We start from the raw sequence: 20,331 nt of genomic DNA on the forward strand, positions 1-20,331 counted from the left end.
GAAACGCGGCTATAAAAGGCCGTAACAATGAAAAAGTGTATATACGCACTGATCGTTGTGCTGGGTTCTTTGATGACGTCTGAGAATGATGGATGGAACGTTAACGTTTCTCATATCAATATTAACGTCAACATGGGGTCTGGTTTATAGCAGTAGAGAAACCGCCCTTCGGGGCGGTTTTTTAACTCAGGCTTTACGCCCTAATCCCCAGCACACCAGTCCCGCCACCAGCAGCGACGGAAGAGTCGCGCCCACATCAGGCAGCAGATTTGCCATCAGATGATAGACCGCAATTCCGATAAACCAGGCTGCGACAGATCGCAGATTGAGGTTTTCGGTGGTCTGCCGGCGCAGGACAAAATGGTGCGTCAGCACCACGCCGAACAGCGGCGCGAAGACTGAACCAATCAGCAGCAGGAAGTTTTCGTATTGCGTCAGCGGCACCGACCAGGCGATCAGCGTACACAGCAGGCCGATACCCAGCGTCAGCTTACCGACGCTGACCGGCACGGAAGTGCCTGCCGACACCGCCGCCGAATGGATATCCGCAAAGGCATTTTCATGTTCATCCACCAGAATCAACAGCAGCGGAATGCCCAGCGCGATACCGGAAAGTGCCAGCAGCAGCGCATTGGCATCGGTCGGGGTGCTGACAAACGCCAGCGTATAGGTCACGCCGAGCAACATCATCCACACGCTGCCGAGGAAATATCCGCACGCCGTGCCCCAGAAGTTTTGTCGCGCAGATTTGCCAAAACGGGTGTAATCCGACACCAGCGGCAACCACGAAAATGCCATCGACACCACGATGTCACAGGCCAGCGCGAAGGGCATCGAACCGTCTCCGGCGCTGTGCCACAGCGTGGATAAATCCGTATGCAGGAACAGATAACCGGTCAGCCATGCGCAGCTCGCCAGCAGCAACCAGATACCCCAGCGGCGCAGCACCACGCGGATAAACGCCAGTGGCCCGCTGGCCGCCAGCAAGGTAGCGACAGCGCCGAAAATAAACGTCCAGAGTGTCGGATTCGCCCAAAAACTGTCATCGCCCCAGGCGCGTTTCGCCAGCAGACTGGCGGCATCACGCATCACCACAATTTCGAACGCGCCCCAGCCAATCAGTTGGATCAGATTGAACAAGACCGGCAACACCACGCCGCGTTTACCGAGGCTCAGTTTCAGCGACGCCATTGATGATAAACCGGTTTGCCCGCCGGTTACGCCGACCAGCGCCAGCAGCGCAACGCCGACGGCAGACCCCAGCCCAATCGCCGCCAGTGCTCCTGCCAGTCCGAGGCCCGGCGCAAGAATCGCCCCGGCCTGCAACACCATCAGGCCCATGCCGAGTGAGAACCACAGCGAGAATAAATCTGACCAGCCCAGCACCCGTGATTTTTCCGGCACAGACGCCTGAGGAGAGTAAATACTATTATCTTTCATGAGGTTAATTTTGTGGCTAAAGCGAATGCCTGTTATAGCATATTGCGGTGAGATCCCGATGAAGGGCGGGGGAGAAGCGCACTTTTCGGCGGGGCGTGAGGATTTCAGACACAAAAAAACCGCTTCAGAGAGCGGTTATTTTGTTGAGGAAGTTCAGTTAGCGCTAAGCTTTCTCAATTTTCATTTGCTTAAAATAAGCGGGACAAGCAGCCCAGACCGGGTAAATATACCTAAGTGAAGAATCCCCGGCAAGCTTAAATTATGATCAATAACCTTATAAATATAATGGCCTTAATGGTAGCATCTGCGCGGGGCTAGTTTGCCCGTTTAGCGGCGGGTCACCGGGCTTGTAATTGGCACTTAAGTACCGCGGGGACAATCAGCCCAGACGCTGCTTGTTCTTCTCCAGTCGGTCCCGGTGCTTATTGGTGAAACGCGGTTATAAAAGGCCGCAACAATGAAAAAGTGTATTTATGCACTGATCGTTGTACTGGGTTCTTTGATGACGACTGAGAATGATGGATGGAGCGTTAACGTTTCTCATATCAATATCAACGTCAATATTGGCCCGGTTTTATAGCAGTAAATGAACCGCCCTTCGGGGCGGTTTCATGCGAGGGTTAGATTAACCGCTATTTTTGCAGTCCGGGGAAACAGGTAGAATAAATCCATTGTTTGCTGAATCAACGCCCTTGCTGGCTGAAGGAGTAAGTACCGGTGGATGAACACATTACGCCTCTGGCGCCGGAAGGTGAGTTTGTTCTTTTCCAAACTCATGACGGGCGGCTACGTATAGAATGTCGCTTTGAATCGGAGACGCTATGGCTATCGCAGGCTCTGATTTCCGAAATTTATCAAAAAGATGTTCGGACCATTAACGAACATTTGATGAATATCTATAACGACGGTGAGCTTGAGCGAGATGCAACCATCCGGAAATTCCGGATAGTTCGTCAGGAAGGGACGCGGGAGGTTTCCCGGCAGATTGATTATTACAATCTTGATGCCATCCTTGCGGTCGGATATCGCGTCCGCTCTGCCCGTGGTACGCAATTCCGTCAGTGGGCGACACAAACCCTGCAAGAATATGTCATTAAAGGGTTTGTCATGGACGATACACGACTGAAAAATCCGCCAGTGGGTCAGTCAGTCGTGCCGGATTATTTCGACGAAATGTTGGAGCGCATCCGGGATATACGTGCCAGCGAACGCCGTATTTATCTTCGTATCAAAGATATTTTTGCGATGGCGGCTGATTATCGGCCCACAGATAAAGATACCGCGCGTTTCTTTCAGGCAATCCAGAATAAGTTGCATTTCGCCTGCACCGGCCTTACAGCGGCGGAAATTATCGCTCAGCGCGCGAATGCCAGCCAGTCGGATATGGGACTGACCAGTTTCAAATGTGATCAGGTGCGTAAGACTGATACCACGATTGCGAAAAATTACTTACGCGAAGAAGAAATTGATCAGCTGAATCGCATTATTTCAATGTGGCTGGATTACGCGGAAGATCAGACTAAGCGCCGCCAGCAGATATTTTTAAAAAGCTGGGAGGATAAACTTGAGCAATTCCTCAATTTCAATGAGTTTGACGTTTTGCAGGGCAGCGGTAAAACCAGCAAAAAAGAAGCGGATGAAAAAGCCTGCAAGCAACATGAGAAATTCGCTGAACAGCGTCGCAAGCTGAAAGAGGCCGAAGGCGAAAAAAGTAATATTGAGGCGCTTTGCACTCTCGCACAGAAAAAACGTTAACTGCGCTTTCAAATCCCGTCATTTCGAATGAATGACAATCACCCCCAACTTTTCCAGCAAATGACTTTGCTGCCAGTCATCGATTTTCACGCCATCGAGATCGACTTTACGGATATTCAGTTCGCCCAGATCTGAATTCGTCAGGTCGCAATGGGTGATGTTGACGTTATTCCAGTCAAACTCAGTGAATTCGCCACCGGAAAGGTCGGCGCCGCTGAAATTTGCACCCTGCACGTTCGCGCCGGTCCAGCGGTTTTCCCACAGTTCGCATTTTTCCAGAATGACGTTGCGGAAGTTGGCATAACTGAAGTTATTTTTGGTCATGAACGCGCTGCAAAACCAGGTGCGTGGGGTGATCATATTCATAAAACTGGCACCGCTGAAATCTGCGCCGGTGGCTTTGCATTCGCGGATTTCACAGCCCAGCGCCTGAATATTTTTGAAATCCGCCATCGTCAGATCGCAATGTTTGAAACTGGCATCCTGCAATCTGGCATGCTGGAAAGAGCAGCCTTTTTGCTCTTCATCATCGTAAAACAGACAATCGACAAACGCGGTTTCTGACAGATCGGTGCTGTCGAAACGGCAGCGGTAAAAGCGGCAATTCTCCAGCGTTTCGCCGGTAAATTGTTTCACGCTAAAACGCTGGTCGCTGAATGTCTGGTCTTTGATCATCGGATCCTCTGTCGTCTTTGATGCCCTGCAAAGGCCGATATCCTGACAGAAAACGTTTGCCGAAAATATGGAATCCGCCTCGTAATAACACGATTTACCTACGTTTGCCTTTTGCCGGATCGGCGAGCGAGGTCTATTCTCAATGACTTAACGGAGCACTTCTCTCACTCAGATAAGGAAGACTGGAATGCGTTTGTCATCTCTCTTTTTGGCAACCAGCCTGGCTGTCAGCCAGTTTGCAGGGGCTGCGGAAAGCGCCAGGCCCGCCACGCAGGAGCATGCTATGAATCACGCCATCAATGCAGATAACCCATTTCTGAAACCCAGCCCGCTGGAATATCAGGCGCCGCAATTTAATCTCTATAAAGACAGTGATTATGAACCGGCGATCCTCGATGGCATCCGCCAGAAACTGGCTGAAGTCGATAAAATTGCCAGCGACACGGCGCCGCCGACCTTTGAAAATACCTATGTGGCGCTGGAAAAATCCGGCGTCATGCTGCAACGCGTACAGAATGTTTTTGGTGCGATGACCGGTGCGAACACCAACGACATGCTGCAAAAAATTGACGAAGACACCTCGCCAAAACTGGCCGCGATGGACGACAGCATTCATCTCAACAGCAAACTGTTTGCGCGTCTGAAAGCGGTGTATGAGCAGCGTGGCAGTCTGAAAATTTCGCCGGAATCGCAGCGCCTGATCGCCGTGACGTTTAAGGATTTCGAGCTGGCAGGTGCCAATCTTTCTGATGCGGATAAAGATAAACTGAAGGCGCTGAATCAGCAGGCCGCAACACTCAGCACCCAGTTCACCAACAAATTACTGGCCGCGACCAAAGCGGGCGGGCTGACGGTGAAAGACAAAGCGCAACTTTCCGGGCTGAGCGATGCCGAACTGTCGGCTGCCGCGCAGGCCGCCAAAGATCGTAAGCTGGATAACGCCTGGCTGCTGGTGCTGCAAAACACCACGCAGCAGCCGTTATTGCAATCGCTGGAGGATCGCAACACGCGCAAGGCGCTGTATGAAGCCTCGATCAATCGCGCCGAAAAAGGCGATGCCAATGACACCCGCCAGCTGATTGCGACGCTGGCAAAAGTCCGTGCCGAACAGGCTCAGGTGCTCGGCTTCCCGAGCTATGCCGCGTGGAAGCTGGAAGATCAGATGGCGAAAACACCGCAGGCTGCGCTCGATTTTATGCACAAAATTGTGCCAGCCGCGACCGCCCGCGCGCAGCGTGAGGCCGCTGATATTCAGGCGGAAATCGATAAACAGAAGGGTGGCTTTAAAGTGGCTGCCTGGGACTGGCAGCACTATGCGCAGCAGGTGCGCAAAGAGAAATATGATCTGGACGACGCGCAGATCAAACCCTATTTCGAGCTGAATAATGTGCTGGAAAACGGCGTGTTTTATGCCGCGAATCTGCTGTACGGCATCACTTTTAAAGAACGCAAAGACCTGCCGGTGTATAACCCGGACGTACGGGTGTTTGAGGTGTTCGATAAAGACGGTAAATCGATGGCGTTGTTCTATGCCGATTATTATCAGCGCGATAATAAAGGCGGTGGCGCGTGGATGAGCAATTACGTCGATCAGTCGAAATTGCTGGGCAATAAACCGGTGATTTACAACGTGGCGAATTTCCAGAAACCGGCGGCGGGGCAACCGGCGCTGCTGTCGTGGGATGACGTGATCACTATGTTCCACGAGTTTGGTCACACGTTGCACGGCCTCTTTGCCGATCAGGAATACCCAGGCCTTTCCGGCACCGCCACACCGCGTGATTTTGTCGAATTCCCGTCGCAGTTTAACGAGCATTGGGCGAGCGACCCGAAAGTGTTTACTCACTTCGCCAAACATTATCAGACCGGCGAAGTGATGCCGCAGGCCCTGCAGGACAAAATCGAGAAGGCCAGCAAGTTCAACAAAGGTTATGACATGACCGAACTGCTGGCGGCGGCGTTACTGGATATGCACTGGCACAGCCTGAGCGCGGACGCTCCGCAGCAGGATGTGGATAAGTTCGAAGCGGAGTCGCTGGCGAAAGACAAGGTGAATCTGGCGTATGTGCCGCCGCGCTACCGTTCCAGCTATTTCCAGCACATCTGGGGTAACGGCTATGCCGCCGGATATTACGCCTATCTGTGGACCGAAATGCTGGCCGACGATGCCTTTGCGGGTATCACTGAACAGGGCGGACTGACGCGGGAGAACGGTCAGAAATTCCGTGATCAGATCCTCTCGCGCGGCAACAGCGAAGATCTCGAAAAACTCTATGAAACCTGGCGCGGCAAAGCGCCGTCGATTGAGCCGATGCTGAAAAATCGCGGGCTGAAGGAGTAAAAATAGCCGTGCCCGGTATCCTGCCGGGCACGGACACTCTTGTCGGAAAGGATTAACGGAAATAGTTAAAATCAACGCCCGAAAAACGTCGCTACCCCTGCTCAAATTCCCCTATGCTTTTCCCCATGTCTCCGGTCTGCGAGTGAAATCATGTTGTTCGATTTGCCTGAAGATGATGTTCTTTATGCTGCGCTGATTGCCCGTGATCCTGCTTACGATGGCTTTGCCTTTGTCGGCGTGAAAAGCACCGGTATTTTCTGCCGGCTGACCTGTCCCGCGCGTAAACCCAAACGTGAAAATTCCGTATTTTATCCATCGATGGTCAGCGCGATGGAAGCCGGATTCCGGCCGTGTAAACGCTGCCGGCCGCTCATGCAGGGCGGCGAAAAAGACCCGCTGGTGCTGAAATTACTGGCCGCGCTGGAAAATGAGCCGGACAGAAAATGGAGCGAGGGCGATGTGCAGGCGATGAATGTCGATCCTTCCACTGTCCGTCGCGCCTTTAAACGGCAGTTTGGCATCACCTTTCTGGAAATGGCGCGTTTGCGGCGGGTAGGTAAAGGTGTCGATGCGCTTACTCACGGTGAGGCCGTGATTGAGGCGCAACTGGACGCCAGCTTTGGATCCGGTAGCGGATTTCGTGCAGCGATCACCCGGCAAATCGGCAGTAACCCCAGTCAGGCGAGAAAGCATCAGTTTCTGAAAGCAGACTGGCTGGATACGCCCATCGGTTCAATGCTGGCAATTGCCAGTCGCGAGGCGCTGTATCTGCTGGAGTTTATTGACCGTCCGGCATTGCCGAATGAAATTGAGCGGCTGAAACAGCTCACATCCTCTGAAATTATTTTTGGACGAACGCCACTGGTTGATCAGGTTGAACAGGAGCTGGCGGCCTATTTCGCGGGTGAAACACACACATTCGCCACGCCGCTGGCAGAGTTCGGCTCGTTATTTACCCGTAAAGTCTGGGATGCGCTCAGAGACATTCCGGCCGGTGAGCTGCGCAGTTATTCCGCGCTGGCGGCAGATATCGGGCAGGCAACGGCGTCCCGCGCGGTGGCGCGCGCCAACGGGGCTAACCAGATTTCCATTCTGATCCCTTGTCATCGCGTAATCGGTGCCGATGGTTCGCTGACAGGCTATGGCGGCGGATTATGGCGCAAGCGATGGCTGATTGAACACGAACGAAGAATGGCGCTAAGCCGCTAAACGAGGAGCAGGGTATGAGTCACCAAAGTCAGGCAGTGGCATTTTCAGATCTTCACCAGAAATATAATCCGGTCGTTTTATACAACATCTGGGATGCGGGCAGCGCGCTGGCCGTGGAACAGGCAGGCGCCAAAGCCATCGCGACCGGAAGCTGGTCGTGTGCGGCGGCGCAGGGTTATCAGGATGGCGAAGCCATGCCTTTTGCCAGCCTGTTACACACAGTGCAACGCATTGCCTCTGTGATCAGTCTGCCTCTGACGGTGGATTTCGAAACAGGTTATGGCGCTGATCGCCGCGATAATCTGGCTGCGCTTTTGCAATCGGGTGTGGTGGGGATAAATGTTGAGGATCAGCAGTTGGGATTATCGGCGCTAAATGACGTCCGTGAGCAATGCGGGATTTTACACTCGCTTCGTCAGGTGGCAGAGGCTCACGGGATTTCCTTATTTATGAATGCCCGAACCGATGTCTTTTTGCAGCAACCCGATGCCACGCAACATCCGGCGCTGATGGCCGAAGCCAAAAAGCGGCTGGCCGCCTATCAGGATGCGGGCGCCAGCGGGTTTTTTGTGCCCGGTTTGAGTGACGTTGGACTAATTGCTGAACTTTGCGATGTATCGGCTCTGCCAGTGAATGTGATGGCCAGCAGCCTGACGCCGCCGCTGGCTGAACTCACTGCGGCGGGTATCAGCCGGTTAAGCTACGGCCCCTATCCTTATATCGGACTGATGGAAACGCTTAAACAGCAGGCACGCGCGCTGTATTAGCCGCCAGCCGGTGCCCCATCCAGAAGAACACCAGGCCGCCCATCGAGGCGGCGATCAGCGCGATAAACATCACCGGCGGGGCGGCGTAACTCAGCAGAAAACCGCACATGACCGGGTTTATCGCGCCGCCCAGATTGCTCAGGTTCTGCATGCCGTAGTAGCTGCCTTTCATGTTTTCCGGGGCGATAAAGTCGATAAACATGTATTCCACCGGAATGACGATCAGTTCGCCGAAGCTGAAAATCGCCATGGCGATCACCCAGAACAACACCGATTGTCCGGCGGTCATAAAGCCAATCAGGCCGATGATGAAGAAAATCGTGCCGAGAAGCAGCCATTTCAGCAGGCTGTTTTGTTTCATCCGGCTGCTTAATACGTACTGGAACGCGATAACAATCACGGCGTTGGTGATCATCACCGCGCCGATGATTTTGTACGCGAAGGCCGCGTTCGACACCAGAATCAGGTACTGCGACAGATAACCGGCGAACTGCCCGAACACCACTGAACCCAGCGTACTGCCCAGCGTGAAGTAAATCAGTCGCCGGTCGCGGGCGAGAATACCCAGCGTCTGGCGCAGATTGGGTTTCGGCAGCGGAGTTTGCTCCTGCTCCGCTTGCGGCGGTTTATGCGCAATATTGCGCAATCCCCAGGTCAGGGAAATCACGGTGCCCAGCGCCAGTACGCCGGAAATCACAAACGGCAGCATCGGGCTGAAACCGGCCAGCCAGACGCCCAGCGATGAACCGACCGCCCAGCCGACGTTTACCAGCGTGTAGTTCATCGAAAAGGCTTTCACCCGTTTTTCCACCGGCAACCAGCTGGCGATACAGGCTTTAAGCGTGATGCTGAACAGGGCATAAGAGGCATTCAGCAGCGCCAGAACCAGCAAAACACCGGTCACATTGGGCAGCACCGGCAGCAGTAAAAAACTCAACCCGAACAGGCTGATCGAGACGGTGATCAGTGTCCGGTGGTTGAATTTATCCACCAGATAGCCGCCATACAGGCTGCTGAGAATGCCGATCGCCAGACTGGCCCCGAGAATAATCCCGACACTTTTGGGCAGCAGATGATAGTGCTCGGTCAGATAAATGGTAATAAACGGCAAGGTAACGCCACGTCCGATAGTAAGTACTAATGAACTGGCTAGTAACGCGAGGATTAACGGCGGCATTCCCTTCATGATGAACGGCATTCCCTGATTAACGGCAACATTTTTGTTACATGATAAAGGAGTCTGCGCAGTATTTTTCATTACAAAAAAGAGGGATTTAAGAGAGTTGCGCGGGCGAACCCGCGCCGGTCAGGATCCTGCTTATGACTTCTGCGGTGCAAGGCCGTGGAACAGCAGCAGGGCGACGTGTTTGCGCAGCATATCGGGTGAGATCGGCGACGCGCCTTCCTGACGCATTTTCATGGAGGCCATCGGGAACAGCGTCAGGCCGAACAGGGAGATGAACAGCAGCGCCGGATTCAGATCCGGGTTCAGCCGTCCTTCCGCCTGCCAGCGGGTAATGCATTCCTGCACGATTTTACGGTTTTTATCGCCGTTACGTTCTTCCATGCGTTTTTTCAGCATACCGCTTTCGCTGATCACTTCGCGTACCCACAGCGGTGCCACCCACGGGTATTTTTCTGCCGCATCAATCATGCACTGTGCCATGTGGGTGATTGCCATCAGCGGGTCGTCGGCATGGGTTTCGAAAATGTCGGTGAAACCGGCGCGCACCGGCTGGAAACGTTCGTCGATCATCACGTCCAGCAGCTGTTCGCGGGTTTTAAAATAGTAATGCAGCATGGCGGTGGTGACGCCCGCTTCTCTGGCGATCATGCTCAGCGGTGTTTCGGCAATGCCGGACTGGGCAAACAGTTTCAGGGCGGCATCCAGCAGCAGTTCGCGTTTATCTTCACCTTTTTTGGCACTGCGCGGCCGTCCCGGACGACGGGCGGGCGAGGTGACTTCCTTTTGATCCTTTTGTGCGGATCCTGGCGATTCTGAGATTTTTCTGTCTGCCATAAGGCGGGTGATCCATTGACCAGATGAATTTGATGCTTCAATATTAATTATACAGTTAATTAATTACAAGTCAGGATGTCATTCATGACGACAATAAATTCGGCACCGCGCGACGTGACGGAACAGAAGCCTTCGATAAAGCTGCTGTTCTCCGCGCTGATGCTGGTGATGCTGCTGGCCGCACTTGACCAGACGATTGTGTCCACCGCGCTGCCGACCATCGTCAGTGAACTCGGCGGGCTGGATCAGCTTTCGTGGGTCGTGACCTCTTATCTGCTGGCGTCCACGATTGTGGTACCGCTGTACGGTAAGTTCGGCGATCTGCTGGGGCGCAAGGTCGTGCTGCAAACGGCGATTATCGTGTTCCTGCTCGGTTCGGTATTGTGCGGGCTGGCGCAGAACATGACGCAGCTGATCCTGATGCGCGCCTTGCAGGGGCTGGGCGGTGGCGGGCTGATGGTGGTCAGTATGGCCGCGGTCGGTGATGTGATCCCGCCTTCTGAGCGCGGAAAATATCAGGGGCTGTTCGGCGGCGTGTTTGGCCTGGCGACGGTGATCGGGCCACTGATCGGCGGTTTTCTGGTAGAACACATTTCGTGGCGCTGGATTTTCTACATCAACCTGCCACTGGGGATTTTTGCCCTGCTGGTGATTGGCGTGGCGCTGAAATCACAGAGCGCACGCATCCGCCATGAAATCGATTTTCTCGGCGCGGGGTATCTCGCGGCGGCACTGACCTGCATCATTTTGTTCACCAGCGAAGGTGGCACGGTGTATCAGTGGTCGGATCCGCAACTGTGGTGCATTCTCGCCTTCGGTATCGTGACACTCGGCGGCTTTATTTATGAAGAAACGCTGGCCGCTGAACCGATCATTCCGCTGGGACTGTTCCGCGACCGTACCTTCCTGCTCAGTTGCGCGATCAGCTTTATTATCGGCATGTCGCTGATGGGGTCGATGACCTTCCTGCCGCTGTATTTGCAGGTGGTAAAAGGCTCGTCGCCGTCGGAAGCCGGGATGCAACTGTTGCCGCTGATGGGCGCGTTGCTGGTCAGTTCGATTATCAGCGGACGGCTGATCAGCCGCATCGGGCGTTACCGTATCTTCCCGATTATCGGCACCTTGCTGAGTTTTGCCGGCATGGTGTTACTGGCTCTGCTGAAAGTCAGCACGCCGGTGCATATGTTGTATCTCTACATCGGCGTGCTCGGCCTTGGCCTCGGGATGGTGATGCAGGTGCTGGTGCTGGCGGTGCAAAACTCGGTATCGATGAAACAGATGGGCGTGGCGACCTCCGGGGTGACGCTGTTCCGCTCGATTGGCGGTTCGATTGGTGTGGCGATGTTTGGGGCCATTTTCACCCACGTCCTGCGTGATCAGCTGGTGGCGCTGATCCCCGAAGGCACGGTGCTTCCGCGTTCCCTCAGCGCGCAGGCGGTGCAGGAATTACCCACCGCCATCCGCGCTGATTATTTGCAGGCGTTTGGCTCGGCGCTGCACTCGGTGTATCTGATCGCCGCCTGCGTGATGGTGCTGGCGTTTGTTCTGTCGCTGTTGCAAAAAGATGCGGTGCTGAAGAAATAAGCGGCGGCACTCTGCGCGATATGCACTAAGCTTTCCCCTTTACGGCGTTGAAATGGCATGGAAATCCGGCAACGCCGACAGGGATATCATCAAGGGGATCGCTATGCTGTTTCGCCGTTTCGAGCGAATGATCGACATCTTCCGTGAGGCACCGGCCGCTCAGCCGCCGGATCAGGTTCTGCCTTTCTATCTTTATTATCTGCGTCAGGTCTGGCCAAGCTTTGCGATTTTGCTGGTGGTGGGGCTGGTCTGCGCGCTGATTGAAGTCTCGCTGTTCAGCTATCTCAGCCAGATTATCGATCTGACCAAAGACACGCCGCCGGGCAGTTTTTTCACCGACCATATGGGCGAGCTGTTGTGGATGGCAGCGGTGGCGATGATCCTGCGGCCGGTATTTATCGGGCTGCATGATTTGCTGGTTCACCAGACTATCAGCCCCGGCATGACCAGCATGATCCGCTGGCAGAACCATAAGTATGTCCTCAAACAAAGTCTGAACTTTTTCCAGAGCGATTTCGCCGGACGCATTGCCCAGCGCATCATGCAGACCGGGAACTCGCTGCGCGATTCTGCGGTGCAGGCGGTGGATGCCATCTGGCATGTGGTGATTTACGCCGCCAGTGCGCTGTTCCTGTTTGCCGAAGCCGACTGGCGGCTGATGATCCCGCTGATTATCTGGATTTTCGGCTATGGCGTGTGCCTGCGTTATTTCGTGCCGCGCGTGAAACAACGTTCGGTGCAGTCGTCGGAAGCGCGCTCAAAACTGATGGGCTGCATCGTTGACGGTTACACCAATATCACCACGCTGAAACTGTTTGCGCATACCGATCTCGAGCAGAAATACGCCCGCGAAGCGATCACCGAACAGACGGAGAAAACCCAGCTGGCGGGGCGTCTGGTCACCGGCATGGACGTGTCGATCACCACGCTGAACGGCCTGCTGATCGTCAGCACCACCGGTCTGGCTTTGTGGTTGTGGACGCAGTCGCTGATCAGCGTCGGGGCCATCGCGCTGGCGACCGGCCTGGTTATCCGTATTGTGAATATGTCCGGCTGGATCATGTGGGTGGTGAACGGTATTTTCGAAAATATCGGTATGGTGCAGGACGGCCTGCATACCATTGCGAAACCGCTGAGCGTCACCGATCAACCGCAGGCGAAAGCACTGAAAGTCGATCAGGGTGCGATCCACTTTGATCATGTGGACTTCAATTACGGCAAAGGCGGCAGGGTGATCCATCATCTGGATCTGGCGATCCGTCCCGGCGAGAAGATCGGCCTGATCGGACCTTCCGGCGCGGGGAAATCCACGCTGGTGAACCTGCTGCTGCGCCTGTATGACATCGACGGCGGCCGCATTCTGATTGATCAGCAGAACATCGCGGAGGTCACGCAGGAAAGCCTGCGCGCGCAAATCGGCATGATCACGCAGGATACCTCGCTGCTGCACCGTTCGATCCGCGATAACCTGCTGTACGGACGGCCGGACGCAACGGAAGAAGAGTTGCAGCTGGCAATCCGTCAGGCACGCGCCGACGAATTTATTCCCGAACTCTATGATTCGCTGGGCAGAACCGGGCTGGATGCGCATGTCGGCGAACGCGGGGTGAAACTTTCCGGCGGCCAGCGTCAGCGTATCGCGATTGCCCGCGTATTACTGAAAAACGCACCGATTCTGATCATGGATGAAGCCACGTCGGCGCTGGATTCCGAAGTGGAAGCGGCGATTCAGGAAAGTCTTGAGACGCTGATGGGCGGCAAAACGGTGATTGCGATTGCACACCGCTTATCGACGATCGCTAAAATGGACCGGCTGGTGGTGCTGGAAAAAGGGCAGATTGTTGAGACGGGCAATCACGCCGAACTGCTGGCGCACGGCGGGCTTTATGCGCGCCTGTGGCAACATCAGACCGGCGGATTTGTCGGCATGGATTAAGGCCGGAAATTAAACGGCATCGTGCCGGTAGGGCAGTACTTCGCGGGCTTCGTCCGCCCAGCGCTGCACGGCGGCACGTTCTTCCAGCAGAAAATCTTCCACGGCGTCACGTAAACCCGGATGCCGTAAATAGTGCCACGAGTCGGTGATCACCGGCTCAAAGCCGCGCAGCAGTTTGTGTTCACCCTGTGCGCCCGCGTCAAAGCGCGCCAGCCCGCTGGCAATCGCGTATTCCATTCCCTGATAGAAACAGGTTTCAAAATGCAGCCGGTCGAATTCTGCCAGGCAGCCCCAGTAACGCCCGTAAAACGTATCGCCACTGATTAAGCTGAACGCCATTGCCACGTCGCGGCCGTTTTGTTGCGCGAAGACGACGCGGATCGCCTCCGGCATTCTTTCCGCCAGCAGACTGAAAAAAGCGCGGGTCAGATACGGCGACTGGCCGCGAATATGATAGGTGTTGCTGTAGCAGGCATAAACGAAATCCCATTGTGATTCAGTTACCTGCGCGCCTTCCCGCCAGACAAAATCAATTCCCTGCGCGGCTACCTGTTCGCGCTCTTTGCGAAACTGTTTACGCTTGCGTGATGTCAGCGCATCGAGGTAATCCTGAAAATCGCGGTAACCGCGATTCTGCCAGTGATATTGCAAACCCTGCCGGTGCTGCCACACCGCTTCACTGCCCATCAGCCGGTTGGCGCGCTCGTCGGTAAAATTGATGTGCGCGCCGGTCAGGCCGTTCTCTTCCAGATAATCCGGCAACGCCTGCAACAGGCTGATGGCGGCAGATTCCTCGCCCAGCAACCGTGCGCCGGTCACCGGGCTGAACGGCACCGCGCCAAGCCATTTCGGGTAATAGGCAATGCCCGAACGCTGGCAGGCATCCGCCCAGCCCTGATCGAAGACGTATTCGCCATAAGAATGGCGCTTGCGGTAGCCGGGAATGGCGGCGCGGATTTCACCGTTTTCCTGCCAGAGCAGATGCTGCGGACGCCAGCCGGAGTGGGGTCCCAGGCTACCGCTGTCTTCCAGCGCCGATAAAAAGGCATAACTGAGGAAAGGCTGTTGCGCAGGCACCAGCGCATCCCACTGTGCAGCAGGACAATCGGCCAGACGGTCTAACGTGATAACAGGCATCAATTATTCTCGCTGTGGCGTAAAAGAGAAATCGGTTAACTGTCGTTCAGGCAGGGGGATATTACGGCAGAGGGTAAGACAACAATATAATAAGACTTAAGTCGCTGATTTATCATCCGGAACATTATTTAACACTGTTCCGGATGTTTTATTTTACGGGCAATTAACTGGCGCGGACTTCCGGATTATCTGACAGCGAAATAAAGGATGCGCTTTTCGCATCAAAGGCTTCGATGCAACCGGATTCAATATCATACACCCAGCCGTGCAGGGTAATTTCCCCTTTCGCCAGCGCGACCGCCACGCAAGGATGCGTACGCAGGTTGCTCAGCTGAGCCACGACGTTCTGGTGCACCATACCGTTCACACGAGCTTCTGGATTTTCGTGTTCGACGGATTCATTAATCGCTTTCGCGGCATCGGAATAACGCAGCCAGTGCGCGACCGCAGGCATGTGATCCAGACAGGTGCAGTTAGCGATGGCGCTCATTGCGCCGCAGTTGGAATGCCCGCAGATGACGATATCTTTCACGCCCAGTGCTTTAACGGCGTACTCGACCGTAGCGGAAACGCCGCCCGGTTCCGGCCCGAATGGCGGCACAATATTCCCGGCATTACGGATCACAAACAGTTCACCCGGTTCACGTTGCGTCACTAATTCCGGCACCAGACGGCTGTCGGAACAGGAGATAAACAGGGTCTTAGGATTTTGGTTTAACGCGAGTTCTTTGAATAGCTTAGAGCGTTGAGGAAACGCCTCTTTCTGGAATCTGAGGAAGCCTTCAATTACGTCTTTCATAGGGGAATTCCGTGTATTTCAATGTCAGTGAGTCTGCCACGAAAAAAAAGGCAGATCAATCAGACGCAATATCAGCATTATTTCTGTGGGAAATTAACTGACACAAAATATTCTCTTTTTCTGCGCAGAAGAAATTCACACAGCCGGTTATTTATTGTAAACCCTTTATCTCAGTGTCATCTGTCCCCATATTTCCTTTTTTGCCTAAATTAAGGAGTCTGCATGACAATCGAATACGCTATTTTCGGCGGTGGTTGCTTCTGGTGTACGGAAGCGGTGTTCAAAGACGTCATCGGCGTCGAGTCGGTGGAAAGTGTGTACACCGGCGGCCGTCGCCCGAATCCGACCTATGAACAGGTTTGCACCGGCACGACCGGCCATGCAGAAGCCATCCGCGTCGGTTTTGACCCGGAAAAACTGAGCTACGGCGATCTGCTGGATATCCACTTTGTGACCCACGATCCGACCCAGCTTAACCGTCAGGGGAATGACGTCGGCACGCAATACCGTTCGGCGATTTTCCCGGCCAATGAACAGCAGAAAGCGGAGGCGGAAGCCGCCATACTGCGCGCGCAGCATGATCACCGTGATCCGATCGTGACCAGCATCGAACCGCTCGGCGAAGTGTACGTGGCCGAAGGCTATCACCAGAATTACTGGGATGGCGCCGGGCAGCAGAACCGTTATTGCATGGCAGTGATCCCACCGAAACTGCAAAAGTTGCGTAAGAGCTTTGCGCAGCGCACCAAATCTTTGCAGCAGTCATAACGGCGGGTTGCGCAGTTGTGGCGTGACAGGTTCGTAGAAATACACGTCAGCTGTTCCCGCGAATAAACCGGTTTTTTCGCGGGGGATGACATACGCCACCCGATAAGCCGGGCACGCATCAAGCCCGGCAGCCTGCATTTCCCGTGACGGCCAGCGCAGCGCCGTCCCGGCCATGTTGAGAGGCCGTGCACTGAGCAGCAGCAGTTCATCTTCGGCAACGTCAGGTGCCGGTTCTGCGCATTCGTACAGGTTTCGGTGCCAGTCGCTGATGTAAGCCTGCCAGCGCGCGAAACTGCCTCCTCCTTTCTGCCGGTATTCCTCACCAGCGATCACCTGTGCGTCCCTGACGGTATGAATCGCGAGATAAACCGGACAGCCCGGCGTCAGGGCTTTGAAGCGTTGTGAAGTGCTGAATCCGCTGACGGAAATCAGGGCGGGCAGCTTTTCAAGGCTGTAAAAATCATTCCAGCTTTCTTCGCTTTCAGGATCGGTATACGTGCATTCCACGGTATAAAACATCGGCTGACCTCGCCCTGAAGAACAGAAACCGGTGAAATCAGGGGGCCGGACATAAGCCCCCGTGAGTCAATACGCGGTCATTTTGCTGAACGCGGAGTGCCGGAGATATGAAATACAGTACAAAGCTCATTGACCTGAGCGGAGCAAATGAGTTCGCCCACACCGGCCTGCAGCAACTCGGCCATCACCTTCTCATTGCGGCGCACTTCGCCACACACAAAAGTATGCACGCCATGTTCACGGGCGCATGACACCACCCGTCGCAAGAGACGGATATTGGCATTGCTGGTAGGTGAAACGGAAAGTGCCTGATTGTTGCGGCAAACTCCGTTGAACAGGGAGAACAGATCCGACGTACCAATCGCCATAAAATCAACTTTTGCCGTCGTGAACAAATCATCCAGTTCTTCAGCCAGCGCCGGGACTTCCAGCGTAAAGCCCAGTTCAACGCCTGAACGTTCAATGCCTGCCTGTTCGACCATCTCCACGAAAGTGCAGTATTCCCCGATAGTGGAAATGAACGGCGCGCTGATTTTTATCGGGGTATCGAATTCCTGCTGGAAGCGGCGGATGGCGGCTAATTCCGGCGCCCACTGTGTAATGATACGTGGCCCGCGCACGCCCATGTCCGGGTTCATTTCCGCAGGGACGCTGACCCCGACCTCCGCCAGCTCCGCCGTCGTCAGATCAGAGAGGACGCAACGAATGCTGGTCCAGTTTTGTTTGCCCAGCTCGACGAGCTGCTCATACAGGAAGTCTTCGATATGGGCATTGTCGTTGTACGCTTCCGGCTCCTGACTAAAGAGCTGGAACAGGCAGAACTTGAATCTGAAATAGCCCAGCGATTTGACACCGAAACGGCGATAAATGGCGAGATTACGCTGATTCAGTACGGAACAGATGGCGCTGACCGGCACGTCTTCGCGCAGAGAAGTCAGGCCATCTTTGTTCACGATGCACCGGCTGGTTTTGTCGAATTCTTCTTCGTTATACACCACCAGTCCGATCCCCGATTCATGGAGCATTTTACGGGCGTGGTCGGAGAATTCATTACGGGTCACGACGACTGATCCGACGGAAGGCGTGGCAATAATTTTGCTGGCAACGGCACAGTCCAGACTCGGGGTGAAAAGAATATGCTCCAGATCACCGGAGAGTTCGCCGAGAGAGTGCGTGATCATGCCCACGGTTTCAGGTTCCGGGGTGATGATGATTCTGCCTGCTGATCTCCGCGCGGCTGGCTGACTGATAAGTTCTGAAGTGATCATTTCTTTTCCTTGAGGGTAAGAGAGTTATGGGAATCAACCAGGGTAACGCCATCGCCCCGAAGGATATGGTCGGTTGCTGAAAGAATGGCGGCGCAGTAGCCCAGCGTATTGTGGACAAAGGCTTGCAGAACGACTTCGGTGATATCGCCGATGCGTCTGACAGACAGATGTTGCTCAGTGGCCAGCAGCACGAAACCGGAAGGCAGGCCGGAATAGGCTCTTGAACCGATGGTGTTCGTGGTGACGTGGATCAGCGAAGGTTCGGTGGACTCCAGGGCACGGGCGGCACCGATCAGGTCCTCCGTCCCGATATCCAGATCGCGCAGGAAAAAGCGCTGGATCTGATAACCGGGCGGCTGGGTCAGCACTCGCAACGACACATTGTTCGCGCTGGTGGCCGGGGCAAAACGCAACATGGAATCCGCAACCTGAGACACGCCCGGACGCAGGTTATCTCGCGGATCTTCCGTTCGTGATCCGACACGACGGGTGCCAAAATTGGAAGATGCGGTATCCGGGTGGACGATATCGACCTCGCTGTGTACCAGAACGTCGTGCAGTGCGATGCCTCGCCCGGAACAGTAATCCGCCAGAATACGCAGCCCGGTTGTCCAGCCGACGCACTGACAACTCCCCATGGCATAACTGCCTGACATCTGTGCGCCTGCCGCCGTGCGGCTGGCAAGGAAATGCGTGGGTTCGGCGTTCATCAGCGCCGGATAAAGCGCCGGAAGATCGGCGTTTTCGGCCACGCCAATGACCACGCGGGCAATGGCTTCCAGTTTTTCGAGGTGGCGGGGGGAGCGGATATGTCGGCGACTGGTCGCCAGTATCGCCAGGCTGAAGTGACCGAGATCAGACACGTCTTCATCCAGATCACGGAAATGGATGCGGAAAGTACGCCCGTCAATCGCCAGTACATTTTCGCCGCTATGGGTGGTCACTCTGCCGAAAAGCTGCGGGTTGGCCAGCAGCAGACGCGCTTTGAGTTCTTCGAGCGGTCCGCGTGATTCCGCGCCCACGCCTTCGCTATCAACCGGGTGCGTCAGTATGTCCGTCACCGGATGCGCCACCTCTGCAGTGGCCGACAAATAGAGAAGATTCGAACCGATATCCGCGCCCATGCCGACCAGTAAAACGCGTTCTGACGTGGCATGTCCGGTGTAAGGCGTATCTAAATGAACGTGGCTCACAGCGTGATTTCTCCCATGCGCAGGGTCATCACTTCTTTATAGGCACTGTGTTCTGTCACCAGTGTCGGGAAGAGACTGCTCAGACGTGCGGCAGGGAAACGGCCCTGGCGAACCAGATGGGGCGGGTTAAAGGTAAAGTCGACAACCGTGTTGCTCTGGAACGGGCCAGCGGCGTCATCCCAGCCAATCGGTCCGCCGTCAATGACCAGATCTGCGTGTTTCCCGAGATCGTTAATCGCCTGTTCGCGGGTCACCTGATGGCCACCGGTGCCTGAAATGTTGGATGACGTGAGGGCAATCGGGCCGAAGTCGCGTCCGATTTCATACATCGGGCTCATCCCGTGACAGAAAAGACCGACCGTAGGGGCACCCATTGTCATTTGTTCGGGAAAGGTGGCGGACTCGGCAGATTTGAAGAAAATCGGCGTGGTCATGCCTAACAGCAGTTCGGCGATCAGTTCATCGGAGAACTCTGGCGGGATTTCCGCGTATTTACGTGCATCAGCAGGATCGCCGATACCTAAGGTAAGCGGCCCGAATTTAGTGCGTTCTTTCATTTCGAAGATCCGGGCGATTCCGCGGGCACTGTGAGCAGAACAAAATACGCCGTAATTCGTCACGCTGGGCGCGACAATGACGCCATCGTTTTTCAGTAATTCAAGTGCATATTGATGCGTTTCTTCGTTATAAACTCGAATATCCATTTTGAAACTCCAGAGTTATTACCTTCTTGCGAAGAGCTGATAAAAAATAAAATTCGCCGGAGAAATAAAGGCGTGTTTATTTAACGCACCGATTATTGCGTAATACGTTTTCTGTGAACGCTCAATATCATGCTCAAAACGCTCAATATGAGGAGGGGACGTTGTTTGGCGGAAAGTGAATATTTTTCACATTAATACAAAACGCCCGGTCAGATG

At 54.6% G+C, this 20,331-nt stretch carries 17 protein-coding genes; 7 read left to right on the forward strand and 10 right to left on the reverse strand.

The genetic code is table 11. The features are described from left to right. Positions 1 to 186 precede the first annotated feature (186 nt). Positions 187 to 1,440 carry a putative hydroxymethylpyrimidine transporter CytX gene (cytX, locus tag J9880_RS08460; RefSeq protein ID WP_232770316.1) on the reverse strand — a complete coding sequence of 418 codons (1,254 nt, stop codon included), beginning with the start codon at positions 1,438 to 1,440 and terminating at the stop codon, positions 187 to 189. 717 nt (positions 1,441 to 2,157) lie between these two features. Here cytX and J9880_RS08465 point away from each other — a divergent pair. Beyond that, entirely contained in the window at positions 2,158 to 3,195 is a 1,038-nt protein-coding gene (locus tag J9880_RS08465) for a virulence RhuM family protein (protein ID WP_131693690.1), read from the forward strand. 18 nt (positions 3,196 to 3,213) lie between these two features. Here J9880_RS08465 and J9880_RS08470 read toward each other — a convergent pair whose 3' ends face one another. Further along, on the reverse strand, positions 3,214 to 3,870 hold the full coding sequence (locus J9880_RS08470) for a Qnr family pentapeptide repeat protein (protein WP_119825432.1): 657 nt from the start codon (positions 3,868 to 3,870) through the stop codon (positions 3,214 to 3,216). 187 nt (positions 3,871 to 4,057) lie between these two features. Between J9880_RS08470 and dcp the strand changes: the two genes are divergently transcribed. The 3 genes from dcp to J9880_RS08485 all read left to right on the forward strand — a co-directional run bounded on the left by dcp (position 4,058) and on the right by J9880_RS08485 (position 8,187). Further along, positions 4,058 to 6,211, forward strand: a complete 2,154-nt coding sequence (dcp, locus tag J9880_RS08475; protein WP_232770317.1) for a peptidyl-dipeptidase Dcp — start codon at positions 4,058 to 4,060, stop codon at positions 6,209 to 6,211. Between the two features lie 150 nt (positions 6,212 to 6,361). After that, positions 6,362 to 7,420, forward strand: a complete 1,059-nt coding sequence (locus J9880_RS08480; protein WP_119825428.1) for a bifunctional transcriptional activator/DNA repair enzyme AdaA — start codon at positions 6,362 to 6,364, stop codon at positions 7,418 to 7,420. A 14-nt stretch (positions 7,421 to 7,434) separates the two neighbouring features. Beyond that, positions 7,435 to 8,187: an isocitrate lyase/PEP mutase family protein gene (locus tag J9880_RS08485; RefSeq protein ID WP_195817604.1), complete on the forward strand. Its 753-nt coding sequence runs from the start codon at positions 7,435 to 7,437 to the stop codon at positions 8,185 to 8,187. Here J9880_RS08485 and J9880_RS08490 read toward each other — a convergent pair. Both J9880_RS08490 and J9880_RS08495 read right to left on the reverse strand, forming a co-directional pair. Continuing rightward, the gene (locus tag J9880_RS08490) at positions 8,159 to 9,373 is read right to left on the reverse strand and encodes an MFS transporter (RefSeq protein ID WP_232770318.1); all 1,215 of its coding nucleotides are present in this window, start codon (positions 9,371 to 9,373) and stop codon (positions 8,159 to 8,161) included. The genes J9880_RS08485 and J9880_RS08490 overlap by 29 nt on opposite strands. A gap of 132 nt (positions 9,374 to 9,505) precedes the next feature. Further along, complete coding sequence (locus J9880_RS08495) at positions 9,506 to 10,207, reverse strand: TetR/AcrR family transcriptional regulator (protein WP_119825422.1); 702 nt, start codon at positions 10,205 to 10,207, stop codon at positions 9,506 to 9,508. An 84-nt stretch (positions 10,208 to 10,291) separates the two neighbouring features. On the opposite strand from J9880_RS08495, the gene J9880_RS08500 reads away from it, so the two are divergent. Continuing rightward, complete coding sequence (locus J9880_RS08500; protein WP_232770319.1) at positions 10,292 to 11,791, forward strand: MDR family MFS transporter; 1,500 nt, start codon at positions 10,292 to 10,294, stop codon at positions 11,789 to 11,791. 103 nt (positions 11,792 to 11,894) lie between these two features. Then, on the forward strand, positions 11,895 to 13,727 hold the full coding sequence (locus tag J9880_RS08505) for an ABC transporter ATP-binding protein (protein WP_095925237.1): 1,833 nt from the start codon (positions 11,895 to 11,897) through the stop codon (positions 13,725 to 13,727). A gap of 9 nt (positions 13,728 to 13,736) precedes the next feature. Here the strand turns inward: J9880_RS08505 and J9880_RS08510 are convergent, their stop codons facing one another. Then, positions 13,737 to 14,864 carry a GNAT family N-acetyltransferase gene (locus J9880_RS08510; protein ID WP_232770320.1) on the reverse strand — a complete coding sequence of 376 codons (1,128 nt, stop codon included), beginning with the start codon at positions 14,862 to 14,864 and terminating at the stop codon, positions 13,737 to 13,739. Between the two features lie 163 nt (positions 14,865 to 15,027). Next, a complete protein-coding gene (locus tag J9880_RS08515; RefSeq protein WP_095923905.1) occupies positions 15,028 to 15,663 on the reverse strand; it encodes a carbonic anhydrase in 636 nt (211 codons plus the stop codon). Positions 15,664 to 15,885: 222 nt separating this feature from the next. Here J9880_RS08515 and msrA point away from each other — a divergent pair, with 222 nt between their 5' ends. After that, positions 15,886 to 16,431 carry a peptide-methionine (S)-S-oxide reductase MsrA gene (gene msrA / locus J9880_RS08520; RefSeq protein WP_095923904.1) on the forward strand — a complete coding sequence of 182 codons (546 nt, stop codon included), beginning with the start codon at positions 15,886 to 15,888 and terminating at the stop codon, positions 16,429 to 16,431. Here msrA and J9880_RS08525 read toward each other — a convergent pair. The 4 genes from J9880_RS08525 to J9880_RS08540 form a co-directional block, all read right to left on the reverse strand. Continuing rightward, entirely contained in the window at positions 16,426 to 16,950 is a 525-nt protein-coding gene (locus J9880_RS08525; RefSeq protein WP_131693684.1) for a sugar ABC transporter, read from the reverse strand. The two genes, msrA and J9880_RS08525, sit on opposite strands and share 6 nt — an antisense overlap. A gap of 77 nt (positions 16,951 to 17,027) precedes the next feature. Next, positions 17,028 to 18,218: a putative PEP-binding protein gene (locus J9880_RS08530; RefSeq protein WP_131693683.1), complete on the reverse strand. Its 1,191-nt coding sequence runs from the start codon at positions 18,216 to 18,218 to the stop codon at positions 17,028 to 17,030. Beyond that, entirely contained in the window at positions 18,215 to 19,411 is a 1,197-nt protein-coding gene (locus tag J9880_RS08535) for a hypothetical protein (RefSeq protein WP_131693682.1), read from the reverse strand. The genes J9880_RS08530 and J9880_RS08535 overlap by 4 nt, the downstream gene beginning before the upstream one ends. Further along, on the reverse strand, positions 19,408 to 20,115 hold the full coding sequence (locus J9880_RS08540) for an L-threonylcarbamoyladenylate synthase (RefSeq protein ID WP_131693681.1): 708 nt from the start codon (positions 20,113 to 20,115) through the stop codon (positions 19,408 to 19,410). Before J9880_RS08540 ends, J9880_RS08535 begins: the two co-directional genes overlap by 4 nt. Between the last annotated feature and the right edge of the window lie 216 nt (positions 20,116 to 20,331).

The sequence above is a fragment of the Rahnella victoriana genome (genome assembly GCF_021276285.1).
Taxonomy (GTDB): Bacteria; Pseudomonadota; Gammaproteobacteria; order Enterobacterales; family Enterobacteriaceae; genus Rahnella; species Rahnella victoriana.

Bases quoted from the DNA above. Each gene is read 5' to 3' on its own strand.
- J9880_RS08540 (WP_131693681.1), bottom strand. From the start codon at position 20,115: ATGGATATTCGAGTTTATAACGAAGAAACGCATCAATATGCACTTGAA.
- J9880_RS08500 (WP_232770319.1), top strand. From the start codon at position 10,292: ATGACGACAATAAATTCGGCACCGCGCGACGTGACGGAACAGAAGCCT.
- J9880_RS08470 (WP_119825432.1), bottom strand. From the start codon at position 3,870: ATGATCAAAGACCAGACATTCAGCGACCAGCGTTTTAGCGTGAAACAA.
- dcp (WP_232770317.1), top strand. From the start codon at position 4,058: ATGCGTTTGTCATCTCTCTTTTTGGCAACCAGCCTGGCTGTCAGCCAG.
- J9880_RS08510 (WP_232770320.1), bottom strand. From the start codon at position 14,864: ATGCCTGTTATCACGTTAGACCGTCTGGCCGATTGTCCTGCTGCACAG.
- J9880_RS08490 (WP_232770318.1), bottom strand. From the start codon at position 9,373: ATGAAGGGAATGCCGCCGTTAATCCTCGCGTTACTAGCCAGTTCATTA.
- J9880_RS08495 (WP_119825422.1), bottom strand. From the start codon at position 10,207: ATGGCAGACAGAAAAATCTCAGAATCGCCAGGATCCGCACAAAAGGAT.
- J9880_RS08525 (WP_131693684.1), bottom strand. From the start codon at position 16,950: ATGTTTTATACCGTGGAATGCACGTATACCGATCCTGAAAGCGAAGAA.
- J9880_RS08530 (WP_131693683.1), bottom strand. From the start codon at position 18,218: ATGATCACTTCAGAACTTATCAGTCAGCCAGCCGCGCGGAGATCAGCA.
- cytX (WP_232770316.1), bottom strand. From the start codon at position 1,440: ATGAAAGATAATAGTATTTACTCTCCTCAGGCGTCTGTGCCGGAAAAA.
- J9880_RS08515 (WP_095923905.1), bottom strand. From the start codon at position 15,663: ATGAAAGACGTAATTGAAGGCTTCCTCAGATTCCAGAAAGAGGCGTTT.
- J9880_RS08505 (WP_095925237.1), top strand. From the start codon at position 11,895: ATGCTGTTTCGCCGTTTCGAGCGAATGATCGACATCTTCCGTGAGGCA.
- J9880_RS08485 (WP_195817604.1), top strand. From the start codon at position 7,435: ATGAGTCACCAAAGTCAGGCAGTGGCATTTTCAGATCTTCACCAGAAA.
- msrA (WP_095923904.1), top strand. From the start codon at position 15,886: ATGACAATCGAATACGCTATTTTCGGCGGTGGTTGCTTCTGGTGTACG.
- J9880_RS08480 (WP_119825428.1), top strand. From the start codon at position 6,362: ATGTTGTTCGATTTGCCTGAAGATGATGTTCTTTATGCTGCGCTGATT.